Annotated in this window: 17 protein-coding genes; 13 read left to right on the top strand and 4 right to left on the bottom strand. The window is 66.9% G+C overall.

The window, feature by feature from the left end; all coding sequences use genetic code 11:
- Nucleotides 1-201: 201 nt before the first annotated feature.
- Together NL126_RS00090 and NL126_RS00085 are read left to right on the top strand one after the other, a co-directional pair.
- Nucleotides 202-1,971 carry a 2-oxoacid:acceptor oxidoreductase subunit alpha gene (locus tag NL126_RS00090; RefSeq protein WP_255196858.1) on the top strand — a complete coding sequence of 590 codons (1,770 nt, stop codon included), beginning with the start codon at nt 202-204 and terminating at the stop codon, nt 1,969-1,971.
- Nucleotides 1,968-2,834, top strand: coding sequence for a 2-oxoacid:ferredoxin oxidoreductase subunit beta (locus tag NL126_RS00085; RefSeq protein ID WP_255196857.1), 867 nt, complete (start codon nt 1,968-1,970; stop codon nt 2,832-2,834). The genes NL126_RS00090 and NL126_RS00085 overlap by 4 nt, the downstream gene beginning before the upstream one ends.
- A gap of 206 nt (nt 2,835-3,040) precedes the next feature.
- Here the strand turns inward: NL126_RS00085 and NL126_RS00080 are convergent, their stop codons facing one another.
- Entirely contained in the window at nt 3,041-3,193 is a 153-nt protein-coding gene (locus NL126_RS00080) for a hypothetical protein (RefSeq protein WP_255196856.1), read from the bottom strand.
- A 111-nt stretch (nt 3,194-3,304) separates the two neighbouring features.
- On the opposite strand from NL126_RS00080, the gene NL126_RS00075 reads away from it, so the two are divergent.
- The 9 genes from NL126_RS00075 (at nt 3,305) to NL126_RS00030 (ending at nt 10,518) form a co-directional block, all read left to right on the top strand.
- Nucleotides 3,305-4,690, top strand: coding sequence for a geranylgeranyl reductase family protein (locus tag NL126_RS00075; RefSeq protein WP_255196855.1), 1,386 nt, complete (start codon nt 3,305-3,307; stop codon nt 4,688-4,690).
- Nucleotides 4,691-4,746: 56 nt separating this feature from the next.
- Nucleotides 4,747-4,899 carry a hypothetical protein gene (locus NL126_RS00070; protein ID WP_255196854.1) on the top strand — a complete coding sequence of 51 codons (153 nt, stop codon included), beginning with the start codon at nt 4,747-4,749 and terminating at the stop codon, nt 4,897-4,899.
- A gap of 25 nt (nt 4,900-4,924) precedes the next feature.
- On the top strand, nt 4,925-5,263 hold the full coding sequence (locus NL126_RS00065) for a DsrE family protein (RefSeq protein WP_255196853.1): 339 nt from the start codon (nt 4,925-4,927) through the stop codon (nt 5,261-5,263).
- Between the two features lie 69 nt (nt 5,264-5,332).
- A complete protein-coding gene (locus tag NL126_RS00060; protein WP_255196852.1) occupies nt 5,333-6,478 on the top strand; it encodes a thiolase family protein in 1,146 nt (381 codons plus the stop codon).
- 57 nt (nt 6,479-6,535) lie between these two features.
- On the top strand, nt 6,536-7,651 hold the full coding sequence (locus tag NL126_RS00055) for a pyridoxal phosphate-dependent aminotransferase (RefSeq protein WP_255196851.1): 1,116 nt from the start codon (nt 6,536-6,538) through the stop codon (nt 7,649-7,651).
- A 115-nt stretch (nt 7,652-7,766) separates the two neighbouring features.
- Nucleotides 7,767-8,144, top strand: coding sequence for a hypothetical protein (locus NL126_RS00050; protein WP_255196850.1), 378 nt, complete (start codon nt 7,767-7,769; stop codon nt 8,142-8,144).
- 48 nt (nt 8,145-8,192) lie between these two features.
- Nucleotides 8,193-9,383, top strand: coding sequence for a lycopene cyclase domain-containing protein (locus tag NL126_RS00045; protein WP_350355471.1), 1,191 nt, complete (start codon nt 8,193-8,195; stop codon nt 9,381-9,383).
- 25 nt (nt 9,384-9,408) lie between these two features.
- The gene (locus NL126_RS00035) at nt 9,409-9,819 is read left to right on the top strand and encodes an NUDIX hydrolase (protein ID WP_255196849.1); all 411 of its coding nucleotides are present in this window, start codon (nt 9,409-9,411) and stop codon (nt 9,817-9,819) included.
- Nucleotides 9,820-9,882: 63 nt separating this feature from the next.
- Complete coding sequence (locus NL126_RS00030; RefSeq protein ID WP_255196848.1) at nt 9,883-10,518, top strand: type 1 glutamine amidotransferase; 636 nt, start codon at nt 9,883-9,885, stop codon at nt 10,516-10,518.
- Here NL126_RS00030 and NL126_RS00025 read toward each other — a convergent pair whose 3' ends face one another.
- Nucleotides 10,519-11,703, bottom strand: a complete 1,185-nt coding sequence (locus NL126_RS00025) for a redox-regulated ATPase YchF (protein ID WP_255196847.1) — start codon at nt 11,701-11,703, stop codon at nt 10,519-10,521.
- Nucleotides 11,704-11,751: 48 nt separating this feature from the next.
- The gene (locus tag NL126_RS00020) at nt 11,752-12,927 is read right to left on the bottom strand and encodes a polymer-forming cytoskeletal protein (protein ID WP_255196846.1); all 1,176 of its coding nucleotides are present in this window, start codon (nt 12,925-12,927) and stop codon (nt 11,752-11,754) included.
- 136 nt (nt 12,928-13,063) lie between these two features.
- On the opposite strand from NL126_RS00020, the gene NL126_RS00015 reads away from it, so the two are divergent.
- Together NL126_RS00015 and NL126_RS00010 are read left to right on the top strand one after the other, a co-directional pair.
- Complete coding sequence (locus NL126_RS00015) at nt 13,064-13,261, top strand: DUF5800 family protein (protein ID WP_255196845.1); 198 nt, start codon at nt 13,064-13,066, stop codon at nt 13,259-13,261.
- A 59-nt stretch (nt 13,262-13,320) separates the two neighbouring features.
- On the top strand, nt 13,321-13,452 hold the full coding sequence (locus tag NL126_RS00010; RefSeq protein WP_255196844.1) for a hypothetical protein: 132 nt from the start codon (nt 13,321-13,323) through the stop codon (nt 13,450-13,452).
- 175 nt (nt 13,453-13,627) lie between these two features.
- Here the strand turns inward: NL126_RS00010 and pan1 are convergent, their stop codons facing one another.
- Nucleotides 13,628-14,842 (bottom strand): proteasome-activating nucleotidase Pan1, encoded by a 1,215-nt coding sequence (gene pan1, locus NL126_RS00005; protein WP_255196843.1) that lies wholly within the window; start codon nt 14,840-14,842, stop codon nt 13,628-13,630.
- Nucleotides 14,843-14,927 lie beyond the last annotated feature (85 nt).

Here is a 14,927-nt window from a genome sequence, read left to right as displayed (position 1 = left end):
CTTTCGGTCCCGAGAGTCTGGCGGTGCGGCGTGGCGCCCACGCGTGTCAGCTAGGTCCCCCGATCGCCCCTAGGCAGTTGACAAACGCGGAGTATAGTGCCGCTACCTCCCGTCGGAGTGGACGAAGGCCGGCGCAATTACTGCCAGAGCGCGGCAATATTCAGAAGCCTTAACGTGCATCGGGTGGAACCGCGAGACAGTATGCCAGAGGACCTCAACTGGGCCGTCGGCGGTGAGGCCGGCGACGGGATCGACTCCACTGGGAAGATCTTCGCCCAGGCCCTCTCGCGGGCAGGTCGCCACGTCTTCACGTCGAAAGACTTCGCGTCCCGAATCCGCGGTGGGTACACAGCCTACAAGGTGCGAACGTCCGTCGACAAGGTCGAGAGCGTCGTCGACCGACTCGACATCCTCATCGCACTGACCGAACGCACCGTCGACGAGAACATGGACGAACTCCACGAGGGGTCCGTCATCATCTACGACGGCGAGCGGACGATGATGAAGGACTTCGAGGCCCCCGAGGGGATGATCGGCCTCGACGTGCCGCTCAAGCGGCTCGCCGAGGACGCCGGCGGCGCCATCATGCGCAACATCGTCGCGCTCGGCGCCGCCTGCGAGGTGACCGACTTCCCCATCGAGAACCTCGACGAATCGCTCGAGAAGCGGTTCGGCGGGAAGGGTGAGGCCATTGTCGACAACAACAAGCAGGCCGCCCGTCTCGGCCAGGAGTACGTCGCCGACGAGTACGACATCGAGTTCGAGTACGAGATGGAGACGACCGACGCGGACTACGTGCTCCTCAACGGCGACGAGGCCATCGGGATGGGTGCCATCGCTGCGGGCTGTCGCTTCTACGCCGGCTACCCCATCACGCCCGCGACGGACGTGATGACCTATCTCACGGGTCGCATCGACCAGTACGGCGGGAAGGTCGTGCAGGCCGAGGACGAACTCTCGGCCATCAACATGGCGCTGGGTGCGGCCCGCGCGGGTGCGCGGTCGATGACCGCCACGTCGGGACCGGGTATCGACCTGATGGCCGAGACGTTCGGCCTCATCGCCACCTCCGAGACGCCGCTCGTCATCGCCGACGTGATGCGCTCGGGTCCCTCGACCGGGATGCCGACGAAGCAGGAGCAGGGCGACCTCAACATGACGCTGTACGGCGGCCACGGTGAGGTCCCGCGGTTCGTCCTCGCGCCGACGACGGTCTCGGAGTGTTTCTGGAAGACCGTCGAGGCGTTCAACCTCGCCGAGAAGTACCAGACGCCGGTGTATCTCGTCTCGGACCTCGCGATGGCCGTCACCGAGCAGACGTTCTCCCCGGAGACGTTCGACATGGACGCGGTCGAGATCGACCGCGGAAAGGTCGTCGACGACTCGAACATCGACGAGTGGCAGAACGACAAGGGCCAGTTCAAGGCGCACGCGCTCACCGACGACGGCGTCTCGCCGCGCGCGTTCCCCGGCACCGCCGGCGGTGCGCACATGTCGACCGGCCTCGAACACGACGAGCTCGGTCGTCGGACCGAGGACACCGACATGCGCGTCGAGCAGGTCGACAAGCGCAACCGGAAGGTCGAGACCGCCAAGGAGAACGAGGACTGGAGTCCCCGCGAGTTCGGGGACCCCGACTCTGAGAACCTCGTCATCTCGTGGGGCTCGAACGAGGGCGCGATGAACGAGGCCATCGGCTTCCTCGAGGAGGAGGGCATCGACGTGCGGTTCCTCTCGGTGCCGTACATCTTCCCGCGTCCGGACCTCTCGGAGGCCATCGAGGCCGCCGACCAGACGGTCGTCGTCGAGTGTAACGCGACGGGGCAGTTCGCCGACCTCGTCGAGCACGACGTGCTCCAGCGCGTCGAGCGCGTGAACAAGTACAACGGCGTCCGCTTCAAGGCGGACGAACTCGCCGTCGAACTCAAGGACGCCCTTGGGCTGGCGGCCGAGGAGGAGGTAGAAGCATGAGCGAGAACGTTCGATTCACGGATTTCAAATCCGACAAGCAACCGACGTGGTGTCCCGGCTGCGGTGACTTCGGGACGATGAACGGCATGATGAAAGCGCTGGCCGAGACCGGCAACGACCCCGACAACACGTTCGTCGTCGCGGGCATCGGCTGCTCGGGCAAGATCGGGACGTACATGCACTCGTACGCGCTCCACGGCGTCCACGGGCGCGCGCTCCCGGTCGGCACCGGCGTGAAGATGGCGAACCCGAACCTCGAAGTGATGGTCGCGGGTGGCGACGGTGACGGCTACTCCATCGGCGCGGGCCACTTCATCCACGCCGTCCGCCGGAACGTCGACATGACGTACGTCGTCATGGACAACCGCATCTACGGGCTGACGAAGGGGCAGTTCTCGCCCACCTCGCGTGAGGACTTCGAGACGGCGACCTCGCCCGACGGGACGCACCAGCAGCCGGTCAACCCGCTGGCGCTCGCGCTCGCCGCGGGCGGGACGTTCATCGCCCAGTCGTTCTCCTCGGACGCCCAGCGGCACGCCGAGATCGTCCAGCAGGCCATCGAGCACGACGGCTTCGGCTACGTCAACGTCTACTCGCCGTGTGTCACGTTCAACGACGTGGACACGTACGACTACTTCCGCGACACCATCGTCGACCTCGCGGACGAGGACCACGACCCCACCGACTACGACGCCGCGAAGGAGAAGATCCTCGACCGCGGCAAGGAGTATCAGGGGGTCATCTACCAGGACGAAGACTCGACGCCGTACGAGGTGCTCGAAGGCGTCCACGAGGGCAACATGTCCGAGATTCCGGACGGCGCGCCCGAGGGCGCGATGGACCTGGTTCGCGAGTTCTACTAACGCACCTTTTTTCCGCTCGGGTGCGCTTCGCGCACCGCTCGCGCAAAAAATCTGCACCAAAAAAGCCACGCCCTCACTCCGTTCGGGCGTGGAGAACCGCTCACTCACTGTGTTCGCTCGCGGATACTCTCGGACTTCCCATACCTCTCGTCCCTCTCGTAGCATCGGCTCACCGTGCTGTCTGCGTGGAGGGCCGACGCCCGAGCCTACCGCCGAATCGCTTCCGAACGACGGACCTCGACGCCCGGTGGCACCGTCACCATCGGCTCGTCTCCGAGGTCTATCTCGATGACGCCGTTGACGCCATCGGCCGGTATCGTCCGCGTGACCGTCCCATCGTGCAACCTGATTCTCCCCATCTTTCCATGTGGTGTTCGTCAACATGCAACAAAAAGATTCGCCTGCACTGTCGTGTCGCTCGCCCGAGACTCCCGACTGTTTTTTTACGGATGGTCGGGTAGCCGTGGGACATGCCAGCGGAATCCTACGACGTGGTCGTCGTTGGCGGCGGCACGGCGGGTGCGTTCGCCGCCGCGACGGCCGCCCGCGACGGGCTCGACGCGGTCATCCTCGAGCGGAAATCCCCGGAGGAGGCAGGCCACATCGCCTGTGGGGATGCCATCAAGGGGAAGTCGACGTTCCCCGAGGTCATCGACCTCGATTACCTTCGCGAGGAGTCGTTCACCAACGAGAACATCCAGCGGGCGGTGTTTCTCAATCCCGATACCGACGACCAGCTCGACATCCCGTTCTCCCAGACCGGCGCGGTCATCGACCGGAAGCGCTACGGCGAGGTCATCCTCGAGGAGGCCGAGCGTGCGGGCGCCGACGTCCACTACGACACCGTCGTCCGGGATGTCCGGCAGAGCGACGGCGTCGTCCACGGTGTCACCGCCGTCCGGACGGGGACGCCGAAGAAGTACGAGGCCGAGGTCGTCGTCGACGCCGCCGGCTCACTGTCGCTGTTACAGGACAAGACCGACTTCTCGGCGTCGACGTTCGACACGAACGTCGACTACTCGCAGTTCTGCTCGGCGTACCGCGAGGTGCTGGAGACGCGTGAGCCCGTCGATTACGCCGACGCCATCGTGTTTAAACCGACCGAGGAACTCGGTTACCTCTGGTACTTCCCCCGCACCCCGCGTGACATCAACGTCGGCCTCGGCTTCCAGATGAACAAGCCGCCGATGAAGCTGGTCGACGCCCTCAAGACGGACGTGGCGACCCGGCCGGAGTTCGAGGGGGCGCGCGTGAAGGACAAGCTCGGCGCAGCGCTCCCGACGCGCCGTCCGTACGACTCGGCGGTCGCGCCCGGCTACGTCGCCGTGGGCGACGCAGCCGCCCACGTCAACCCCTGTACGGGCGGCGGAATTCCCGGCGCAGCGAAGGCGGGCCACTGGGCCGCGAAGGCGGCCGCCGAGGCCATCGCCGAGGGGGCGGCCGACGAGGAGGCCACGCTGTGGGACTACAACCACCGCGTCCAGACGGACTTCGGCAAGCGGTTCGCCGCGATGGACCTCTACAACATCTGGGGCGGGACCTACGACGTGGACGACCTCGTCAGCGTCATCACGGCGCTCCCTGGGCAGCAGCTCGTGGACGCGGTCGGCCGCGACGGCACGGCCGAGATGGGGCTCGGACTCAAGCTGAAGACCGTCCTCGAGACGTTCGACCCGCGGCTCCGAAACTGGCGGACGCTCGTCGAACTCGCCCGCGTCAACAAGCTGGCGGGCCGTCTGAAGGCAGCGTACGACGAGTACCCGACGACGCCAGCGGGGTTCGACGACTGGCGGACGCGACGCGACGCGGTGATGGACGACTTCTACGACCTGACCGGTGCCGACCCCAAGTACTGACGCGCGGTTCCCGCCAGATGCTGGCGTTGAAGTGGCGTCCCCGACTCTCTACGCCCATGAGCGACGAGGAGCTCGAAGCCGTCGTCAGGCAGTTCGTCTCGGACGCCAACGCCGCGTACGCCGAATACGAGAAGGGGTACGCGAACCCCGACGTCGTGCTCGACCGCATTCGCGGCCACCTCGACGAGCTGGAGCGGGAACTGGATTGATACGCGCGGAGCGCGTGGCATCAGTGTGAACACCGTCTTCCACGTCACGAGCGGCGACCCGGACGACCAGGCACGCGCGCTGTCGAGCGTCGGGAACCTGCTTTCCGACGACACGGTCGCGCTCGACGACGTGGCGTTCGTCGCGAACTCGAGTGCCGTCCGGATGTTCCTCCGCGGCGCGACGAACGCGCCGCAGATTCGATCGCTCGCGGAGAACGGCGTCGCGTTCAAAGCCTGTTCGAACTCCCTGCAACGCGTCGACATCGCCCCCGAGCAACTGCTCGGCGACGTCGAGGTGGTATCCTCCGGGATGGGTGAGCTCACTCGGCTCCAGTCGACGGGCTACGCGTACATCCGGCTCTAGCTGGTCGGGGGCGTGCGGCACCTGCGCCCGGGGGGCAACCCCCAAGCCGTTGGCACGCGAACAGGTTGCATGGCAGTCCACATCGTCGAAACGGCCCGAACGCCCCACGGCACACTGCTCGGCGGGTTCGCCGAGAAATCGGTCGTCGAACTGGGGGCCATCGCCCTCCGTGCACTCCACGAGCGCGCCGACCTCTCCGTGGACCACGTCTTCGTCGGGCAGGCCATCCAGGCAGCCGTCGGGCAGGTTCCCGGGCGGCAGTCGGTGGTCGAAGCCGGCTACCCGGTCGAGACGCCCGTCACCACCATCAACGAGGCGTCGGGGTCGGGCGTGAGCGCCATCCACCGGGCGTTCGACTACCTCAACGCGGGTCGGGGTGACGTGGTCGTCGCCGGCGGACAGGAGTCGATGACGAACGCGCCCTTCGCGGTTCCGGACTACCGGACGGGGGTACGGTACGGCGACCAGACGCTCCGCGACACGATGATCTACGACGCGCTGTGGGACGTGAGCTACGACGCGCACATGGGCGAACTCACCGAGGGGCTCGTCGAGGAGGCGGGACTCTCCCGCGAGCGGCAGGACCAGTACGCCGTCGAGAGTAATCGGCGAGCCGCCGAGGCCATCGACGCGGGTCGGTACGACGCCGAAATCGTCCCCGTCGAGACGTCGGAGGGGGTGGTCGACCGTGACGAGGGCCCTCGCCCCAACACGACGGTCACGCGCCTCGGAGAACTCCCACCCGCGTTCAAGCAGGACGGTACCATCCACGCCGGCAACGCCTCGAAGCTCTCGGACGGCGCGGGGTTCGTCACACTCGTCTCGGACGACGGACTCGGCGACCGCGAGGCGCTCTGTCAGGTCGCCGACGTGGCGACGGCGTACCGCGACCCGAAGGACTTCAACAAGGCCGTCGCCGCCGCGACCGAGAAGCTCCTCGACCAGAACGATCTCTCTGTCGACGACGTGGACCGCTTCGAGCTGAACGAGGCGTTCGCCGCCCAGATGGTGTACGTGATGGACCGCGTCGAAATCCCCCACGAGAAACTGAATCCCGACGGTGGTGCGGTGGCGTTCGGCCACCCAATCGGCGCGAGCGGTGGGATGCTCCCCGCGTCGCTCGCGTACGCGATGCGCCGCGACGACCTCTCGCGCGCGGTTGTGGGCATGAGCGTCGGCGGCGGGGGTGGCGTGGTCGCCCTGCTGGAGCGGTGAGCGAGTCATCACCACCGGAACGGTAACCTTCATCGGCTCCCGGGCACAGCCACGGGTATGCCACGATTCTCCGACCGCGTCGAACAGGTCTCCATCTCGGGTATCCGCGAGGTGTTCGAGGCCGCTGGCGCAGACGCCATCAACCTCGGGCTGGGCCAGCCGGACTTCCCGACGCCCGACAACGCGCGACGGGCAGCCATCGAGGCCATCGAGTCGGGCGCGACCGACGCCTACACCTCGAACAAGGGCACCCTCGAACTCCGCGAGGCCATCGCCGCGAAGCACGCTCGCGACAACGATCTCGACGTCGACCCCGAGAACGTCATCGCCACGGCGGGCGGAAGCGAGGCGCTCCACATCGCGCTCGAAGCCCACGTCTCGCAGGGCGAGGAGGTCGTCTATCCGGACCCCGGCTTCGTCTCCTACGAGGCGCTGACGCATCTGGCAGGCGGTACCCCCAAACCGGTCGCGCTCCGCGACGACCTGACGATGGATCCCGCGGACGTCGAGGCGGCCATCACCGACGACACCGCGGCGTTCGTCGTCAACTCTCCTGCCAATCCGACGGGTGCGGTCCAGTCGCCTGACGACATGCGCGAGTTCGCCCGCATCGCCGACGAGCACGACGTGCTCTGCATCTCCGACGAGGTGTACGGACAGATCGTGTTCGACGGCGAACACCGGTCCCCGGCCGAATTCGGCGAGAACGTCGTAGTCGTCGACGCCTGCTCGAAGACGTACTCGATGACCGGCTGGCGGCTCGGCTGGGTCACGGGGAGTCACGAACGGATCGAACGGATGCTGCGCGTCCACCAGTACGTGCAGGCCTGTGCCTCTGCACCCGCGCAGTTCGCCGCCGAGGCCGCCCTGTCGGGACCTCAGGACGTGGTCGACGAGATGGTGCAGGCGTTCTCCGAGCGCCGCGACGTGCTGCTGGACGGGTTGAACGACATGGGCCTGGAGACGCCGACGCCGAAGGGGGCCTTCTACGCGATGCCGAGGGTGCCCGACGGGTGGGTCGACGAGGTCATCGACCGCGGCGTCGTGGTCGTCCCCGGCGACGCCTTCGGCGAGCACGGGGCGGGCCACGCCCGCATCTCCTACGCGGTGAACGTCGAGACGTTGAAGGAGGCGCTCGACATCATGGACGAGGCGACTGCCGCGGTTCGCTGAACCCCGACCAGGGGCTTTCGAGGCGGTATCGGTTCCCGAGTGTCTCGTGCTGTTCTCGGTTCCTGCCCCTGCTAGCCGAGAAAATCAAACGTCTTTACCCCGTAGAGACGACCACATGGACTACCTCGCACCCTCGAACGTCCCGGTTTACGAGACGCTCGAGGAGGGTCGGGCCATCTGGGAGCGGTGTGCCCGCCGTCAACTTCCGGTCGTGGCCGTCCGCGACGCTCGCCGTGGGTTCATCGTTCGCTACGACCTCCAGCACATCGACCGCGAACTGACGCCACGTGCCCTGCAGAACCTCCGCGAACGGGTACAGATGTACCGGACGGGCGACACCACCGTCGAGGCCCACCCGCACTCACAGGTCGTGGGCCTCGGTGGGGAACTCGGGCCCGTCTCCGGCGACCTCCACGAGGCGACGCTCGACCGTGCCCGCAAACTCGGCTCCCGGCTCTCCGTCACCGTCCTCGACCGGGGGAACTGGCGGTGAGTCGACACGCGGGATACCCTTTTGTCTCTGTCTGCCGATAGATAGCACATGGCAATCGCACGCCACGGGGCCGGGACGGCCGCCGACCTCCGGGCGCTCGGCTCGCAGGTCCATCCGGTGTTCATGCTCCCGCCACTCGCGGCGAGCGCGTTCGGCGCGGTCCTCGCCACCGAGTTCACCCCGTGGCTCGCCGGTCTTCACCTCCTCGCGGTGTTCTTCGGACTCTACACGGCACACCTGAAGGACGGCTACGTCGACTTCCACCTGCGGGGCGAGGACGACGACCACCCGCTGAGCGCGCGCGGCTGCCGGCTCGCTCTCCTCGGGTCGAGCCTCGGGTTCTTCCTCGTGCTCGCGGCCATCACCTACGTCGTCGGGCCGGTCGCCGGGCTCCTCACGCTCCCCGGCTGGCTCATCGGCTACCTCCACGCCCCACAGCTCGACACGAACCCCGTCACGGCCACCGCTGGCTACCCGGCCGGTATCGCGCTCGCGCTCGTCGGGGGGTTCTACGTGCAGGCCGAGACGCTGACGCCGATGGTCCTCGCGTTCGGCGGCATCTTCCTCGTCGCGCTCTCCGGCGTGAAGGTGATCGACGACTCGAAAGACCACGAGTACGACCGCTCCATCGACAAGCGCACGGTCGCGGTCGTTCTCGGCCCCGAACGCGCGCGGTCGTTCGCCTACGTCCTCATGGGCGTCGGGATGTTCGCCGTCGTCGCACTCGCCATCGAGGGCGTGTTCCCGCCGAGCGCGCCCGCCGCTGCCCTCGCGTTCGCCGTCGTCGCTGGACTCGCCTACCGCGTGCCGCCGACGCTCGCGACGATGCTGCTCGTCCGGGGTGCGTACCTCTTTCTCGCGCTCCTCGTGACCGCCGTTTGGTTCCAGCCGCTCGCGGGCGTCGCGCTCCCGGACATTACGGTCCTCGGTGGGTACACCTATCTCGCCACGGAGGCGCTGTTCGGCTCGGCCGCCGCGCTGCTGCTGTGGCGGACGGGTGCGTGGTGGGCCGCGGCGCGGACCGTGGCCGTCGTCTACCCGGTGGCGTACGTCTGGGACTGGTACACGCTCGAAGTCGGCGTGTTCTCGATTCCGATGCGCACGGGCGTCGAGCTGCTCGGCATCCCTCTCGAAGAGCACCTGTTCATGCTCGTCGTCCCGGCGTTCGTCGTCGGCGTCCACGAGCTACTGCGACGCGAGTCCGACGAACTCGAGCGACGAAGCGGCCCGAACGGTTAGGTCGGCGGCCGCCGTGCGCTCGGCAATGGAGCGCGTCGCGAAGGTGCTCGTCTACGCCACTCGCCACGACGACGAGCTGCTGGTGTTCGAACAGCCCGACGACCCGGTGGGCGTGCAGGTGCCGGGCGGAACGGTCGAGCCCGCGGAGTCACTCAGCGTCGCCGCCGTCAGAGAGCTTCAGGAGGAGGCAGGAGTCGTCCCCGAGGCGCTCGCCCCGCTCGGGAGCGTCGAACGGCCCCACCCGCACCGCGAGGAGGTCCACGAGCGCCACTTCTTCCACGCCCGGGTCGACGAACCCCGCGACCGCTGGGTCCACGTCGGCGGGGGGACTGGTGAAGACGCCGGCCGGCGCTTCGTCTGCTACTGGCTCTCCATCCGGGAAGCTGTCGACGCCCTCGGCCGCGACCAGGAAGCGTATCTGGACGCCCTCACCTGAGTCAGCCGCGATAGGGTTGGGGAAGGCCGAGTACTCATTAGCCCGGACTCCCTACCTCGGCCGATGATACTCGTTCTCGAGAACGAGGTGGACCCCGAAGTTCGCTATTTCGTGGACGAACTCACCGAGTACCTCCCCGACCATCGGGTGTACGACTACGTCGCCGCGGGCACGCGACCCGACATCGACGACGTGGATGCCGTCATCGTCGCGGGGTCGACCGCGGGCGTCTACGAGGCGGCCGACCACGCGTGGATAGACGACGAGGCAGCGTTCGTCCGCGATTTGGTTTCGATGGGGATGCCGACGCTCGGCGTGTGCTTCGGTCACCAGCTCGTGAACGAGGCGCTCGGCGGGCGCGTCGAACACCGGGGGTTCACGAACGAACTCGTCGAGGTCGAGCTAGCCGACGACCCGCTGTTCGAGGGCGTCTCGTCCGTTCTGCCGGCGGTCCACGGCGACCACGTCGTCTCGACCGGCGACGGCATGGAACTCATCGCCAGTGCGCCACACAACCGAGCGTTCGCCACCAGACACCGCGACGCCCCCGTCTGGACCGTGCAGTTCCACCCGGAGTTCACCGAGGTGCTGTGCGAACCGATTCGCGCCGACTTCGGCTGGCAGGAGAACGAGTACGACTTCGCGGACGTAACTGGACAGCGCGTCCTGTCTAACTTCACTCGCCTCGCCGACGCCTGATTACTTCGCGGTCGAGACGATTTTGATGACGTCACCCTCGTCGAGCTCGTGGTCTTCTCCCACACGGCGATTTGCCCGTGCGTCGACCGCGTGGAGGTAGCCGTCACCGATGTCCGAGTGGACCGCGTAGGCGAGATCCTTCGGTGTGGAGCCCCTGGGCAAGAGGAACGCGTCGGGGAGCATGTTCTCCTGCCCGTCGGTCCACTTCGCCTCGTTCTGGACGGGGAAGGCGGTGATGTGGTCGAGCAAGTCGTAGACGGCCTCGTTCGTCGCCTGCTGGACGCCCGTCCCGCCGAACTCCGCCATCACGCCGCGGATGCGTTCGAGCCCCTTCTCCTGTGCGTCGTTCAGGTCGCCCGTGATGGTGAAGTCCGCGTCGCCGGGGTCGTACTCGACGACGCCGCGCTTCGCGGCCTGCCGGAGCGCGAGTTCGCCCTCCGCGGTACAGGGGACGACCGGCCCGTCGGCGGCGTCGCGGAGCGCGTCGACGTTGCCCTCGGGCGCGATGTCGGCCTTGTTCGCCACGACGACGATGGGCTTCGTCTCGGCGCGAATCTCGCGGGCGAGCGCCTCTTTCGCTTCGCGGTCCCACTGCTGAGGGTCGGTCGGGTACTCCAGCGAGCGGAGCACCTTCGCCACGTCGTACTCGGTCGCGCCCACACCGGTCAGCATCTCGGTGAGCGCGTCGTCGATGTCGAAGTCGGGCGAGCGCGACTGTCTGACCACGGTCTCCCAGTTCCGCTCGACGATGCCGGCGATCCAGAGGTCCATCTCCTCCTCGATGAACTCCACGTCGCGCGTCGGGTCGTAGCTCCCGATTTCGACCGGCTCGCCCTCCTCGTTCGTCCCTCCGGAGGCGTCGACGACGTTGAGGATGACGTCGGCGTTCGTCAGCGCGTCGAGGAACTGGTTGCCGAGCCCGCGCCCTTCGTGGGCACCCGGCACGAGCCCCGCCACGTCCAGCAGTTCGACGGGGACGTACCGTTTGCCGTCGTTGCAGTGCTCGTCGCCACATCGCTCCTCTCTCTCGAGACAGGGGCAGTCGGTGCGGACGTGGCTCACCCCGCGGTTGGGGTCGATGGTGGTGAACGGGTAGTTGCCGACGTCGACGTCGGCCATCGTGGCCGCCTTGTAGAACGTAGATTTGCCCGCGTTCGGCTTCCCGGCGAGCGCGATAGAGAGCATACTTCCCTGTGTGCCGTGCGCCTACAAGGGGCTACCGCTCTCCCGACTCTATCGCTCTTCGGCCTCGGCGATGGCGCCCGCGAGCCCGTCTTCGGAGGCTGGCGCGTCGTTCGCGGCCGTCTCCTCCGCGTCGGGAATCTCGGGAATCTCCGCGGCGTCGGCGTCGTCCGAAGACTCGTCGGTTTCGTTGCCTTCGCCATCCTGGTCGTCGACGCGCACGATCGCAGGAATCGGCTCCTCGCGCTCCTCGTCGTCCTCTGCGTCGACACGGACGATAGCCGGAATCGGTTCGGAGTCGTCGTCGGACTCCGGTTCGGCGTCCGATGCAGCTTCCGCCGACTCCTCGACCGAGTCCGCATCCCCGTCCGCGCCGTTGGCGGCTTCCTCGCCATCGGAGCGGACGATGGAGACCTCACCGCGGGCACGGATGGCCCCGTCGACCTCGGCGTCGTCGTCGAGTTCGAGGTCCTCACAGGAGACGTCGCCGCGGACGTGGACGCCCGCGTCGATGCGGACGGTCCCGCCACGGGTGGTTACGTCGCCGTGGATGACGGTGCCACGCTCGACGGCGAGGTCGCCCTTCGCACGCAGCGAGCCGAATATCTCGTTGTCTCGGCCGACGGTCAGCCGCTTCGCGCGGATGTTGCCGTGGAGCCGGCAGTCGTCGCCGACGGTCGCGGGAGTCGAGACCCGCCAGGCGTCGTCGGAGACGCGGGCTGACCGCGGAATCAGGACGGGGTCGTGGTCGCGGTCCTCACGCGTGACGTCGTCCCAGAGACTCTCGGCGGCCTCCTGTTCGCCCATCCGCAACAGCTGCGAGAGGTAGACGAAGAGGAAGACGATGGTCGGCATCGGGTTCCGGATGACGATCCAGCCGTTCGCCTCGAAGCCGTCCTCGATGTCGACGTCGTCGCCGATGTCGAGGTCGCCCGAGACGATGAGCTGGCCGCCGACGTGGACGCGCTCCCCGAGGTAGGCGTCCTGCCCGACGAGGACGTTGCCGGCGACGTCACACCACATGTCGAGCCGGCAGTCGGCCTCGGCCTCGATGTCGCCGCCGAACCGCACGCGTTCCCCGGCGATGACGTTGCGGCCACGCACGCCGAACTCGATGGTGCTCTGGCCGCCGATGACCACGTCCCCATCCGCGACGAGGTCGTGTTCCTCCACCGTCGTCCCGTCCGGGATAGCGAGACGGTCCAGCGGGTCGGAACGGAGCGACATATACGCGTACGTACCCGCGCCGAACCTTAAATCCCCACACGCCGTCAGCCGCGCGTCAGACGCCTCGAAGTCGACCGGTTTCGTTCCCCGTTTCGTGTGTCGTGCGACTTTTGCCGTCCGGGAGAGTACGTCCGGTATGACCGTTCTTTCCTTCGACGAGCAGGGTGTCGACGTGGTGTACGAGGGCACCGAGTTCCGCATGGAGAAGGGGCTCATCGAGGAGGCTACGCAGAAGAACTACCCCGACGTGACCGACCACGAGGTGCTGCAGCTCATCGAGGACGACCCGACGCTCTCGGGTGAGCCGCGGCGCATCAAGGACATCCTCTCGTGACGACCCGCGACGACTGCGGCAGTCGGAACCGCTAAGGGCTGGCGCTCGTAGACGCAGGTATGAACCTCTCCGAGTACGACCACGAGTCGTTCCGTGCGCTCGTCGGGACGGCCGCCAGCGGCACCCTCATCCTCGTGCTGATGACGATTCTGCTGTTCGCCATCCCGTTCGCCGTATTCCTGTTCCTATAGCTGCGGTCCGTTCTTCTCGCTGTACGCCGAGCGACCGCAGGGAGCGAGGCGTTTCACCGGAGTCGAAGCCGAAGGCTGAGACTCCGGCTTTTTGGCATGAACGGGTTTTTGTCGAGCGGTTCCCGCAGGTCGCGAGCGTAGCGAGCGACCGAGGAAACCCGAGACAAAAAGAGGTTCAGGCGAAGGTCTTCGAGACTTCCTCGTTCTCCTCTTCCTCCTGCTGGATCTTCTCCCACGCGCCCTCGAAGTCCGCCATGCGGACCTCGGTGCGGTCCTCGCGGATGGCGAACATCCCGGCCTCTGTGCAGATGGCCTTGATGTCTGCCCCGGACGCGTTGTCCGCCAGTTCGGCGAGCGCCGCGTAGTCGACGTCGTCGTCGACGTTCATGTTGCGGGTGTGGATCTTGAAGATGATCTCACGGCCCTCGGCGTCCGGCTTGGGCACCTCGATGAGGCGGTCGAATCGGCCCGGGCGCAGAATCGCGCGGTCGAGCATGTCGAAGCGGTTGGTGGCGGCGATGATGGAGATGTCACCGCGCTCCTCGAAGCCGTCCATCTCGGCGAGCAACTGCATCATCGTCCGCTGGACCTCGGCGTCGCCGGACGTCTTCGAGTCGGTGCGCTTCGAGGCGATGGCGTCGATCTCGTCGATGAAGATGACCGCCGGCTGGTGCTGGCGCGCGAGCTCGAACAGGTCGCGGACGAGCTTCGCGCCCTCGCCGATGAACTTGTGGACGAGTTCGGAGCCGGCCATCTTGATGAACGTCGCGTCGGTCTGGTTCGCCACGGCCTTCGCGAGCATCGTCTTGCCCGTGCCCGGTGGGCCGTAGAGCAGGACGCCGCTCGGCGGGTCGATACCGACCTTCTCGAACATCTCGGGGTTCTCGAGCGGGAGTTCGACGGTCTCGCGGACCTGCTCCATCTGCTCGTCGATGCCACCGATGTCGGCGTACGTCACGTCGGGCTTCGTCTCCACCTGCATGACCCGCGCCCGGACGTCCGTCTCGTCGTCGAGAATCTTGACGATGGACAGCGAGTTGTTGACTGCGACGCGGTCGTCCGGCGAGAGGTCCGCGCGCATCTCGTCGGTGACCTCGGTGAGCGCCTCTTGGTTGTTGCCGTGTTGCTTGATGATGACCCCCTCGTCGGTCACTTCCTGGACGGTGGCGACGAACAGCGGGGACTGCTTGAGCTTCTTGTTCTCGTGGGTGAGTCGCTCGAGCTTCTGCTGGTACTTGTTGTTCTCGGCGTTGGCATCCAGCAGCTTGTCGCGCATCTCCTCGTTTTGCGCCTCGATGATCTCGAGACGCTCCTCCAGGGCGGCGATCTTGTCCTGCTGTGACGCGTCGTCGTCGTAGGGCAGATCGACGTCATCAACAGTATCCGTCATTGCGCAGATTTAGCAGGTGCGTTCATAAGAGGCTTCGGGTCAGTACAGCCTCGGGAGTTAGGGCCGCTATCGGGCGAATCCCGTC

Origin of the sequence: Halorarius litoreus, from assembly GCF_024362405.1 — an archaeon.
GTDB classification, from domain to species: domain Archaea; phylum Halobacteriota; class Halobacteria; order Halobacteriales; family Haloarculaceae; genus Halorarius; species Halorarius litoreus.
This window is presented reverse-complemented; position numbering and strand designations above follow the sequence as displayed.

Coding starts and splice junctions, on each gene's coding strand:
- NL126_RS00090 (WP_255196858.1), top strand. CDS start 202: ATGCCAGAGGACCTCAACTGGGCCGTCGGCGGTGAGGCCGGCGACGGG.
- NL126_RS00085 (WP_255196857.1), top strand. CDS start 1,968: ATGAGCGAGAACGTTCGATTCACGGATTTCAAATCCGACAAGCAACCG.
- NL126_RS00080 (WP_255196856.1), bottom strand. CDS start 3,193: ATGGGGAGAATCAGGTTGCACGATGGGACGGTCACGCGGACGATACCG.
- NL126_RS00075 (WP_255196855.1), top strand. CDS start 3,305: ATGCCAGCGGAATCCTACGACGTGGTCGTCGTTGGCGGCGGCACGGCG.
- NL126_RS00070 (WP_255196854.1), top strand. CDS start 4,747: ATGAGCGACGAGGAGCTCGAAGCCGTCGTCAGGCAGTTCGTCTCGGAC.
- NL126_RS00060 (WP_255196852.1), top strand. CDS start 5,333: ATGGCAGTCCACATCGTCGAAACGGCCCGAACGCCCCACGGCACACTG.
- NL126_RS00055 (WP_255196851.1), top strand. CDS start 6,536: ATGCCACGATTCTCCGACCGCGTCGAACAGGTCTCCATCTCGGGTATC.
- NL126_RS00050 (WP_255196850.1), top strand. CDS start 7,767: ATGGACTACCTCGCACCCTCGAACGTCCCGGTTTACGAGACGCTCGAG.
- NL126_RS00045 (WP_350355471.1), top strand. CDS start 8,193: ATGGCAATCGCACGCCACGGGGCCGGGACGGCCGCCGACCTCCGGGCG.
- NL126_RS00035 (WP_255196849.1), top strand. CDS start 9,409: ATGGAGCGCGTCGCGAAGGTGCTCGTCTACGCCACTCGCCACGACGAC.
- NL126_RS00030 (WP_255196848.1), top strand. CDS start 9,883: ATGATACTCGTTCTCGAGAACGAGGTGGACCCCGAAGTTCGCTATTTC.
- NL126_RS00025 (WP_255196847.1), bottom strand. CDS start 11,703: ATGCTCTCTATCGCGCTCGCCGGGAAGCCGAACGCGGGCAAATCTACG.
- NL126_RS00020 (WP_255196846.1), bottom strand. CDS start 12,927: ATGTCGCTCCGTTCCGACCCGCTGGACCGTCTCGCTATCCCGGACGGG.
- NL126_RS00015 (WP_255196845.1), top strand. CDS start 13,064: ATGACCGTTCTTTCCTTCGACGAGCAGGGTGTCGACGTGGTGTACGAG.
- NL126_RS00010 (WP_255196844.1), top strand. CDS start 13,321: ATGAACCTCTCCGAGTACGACCACGAGTCGTTCCGTGCGCTCGTCGGG.
- pan1 (WP_255196843.1), bottom strand. CDS start 14,842: ATGACGGATACTGTTGATGACGTCGATCTGCCCTACGACGACGACGCG.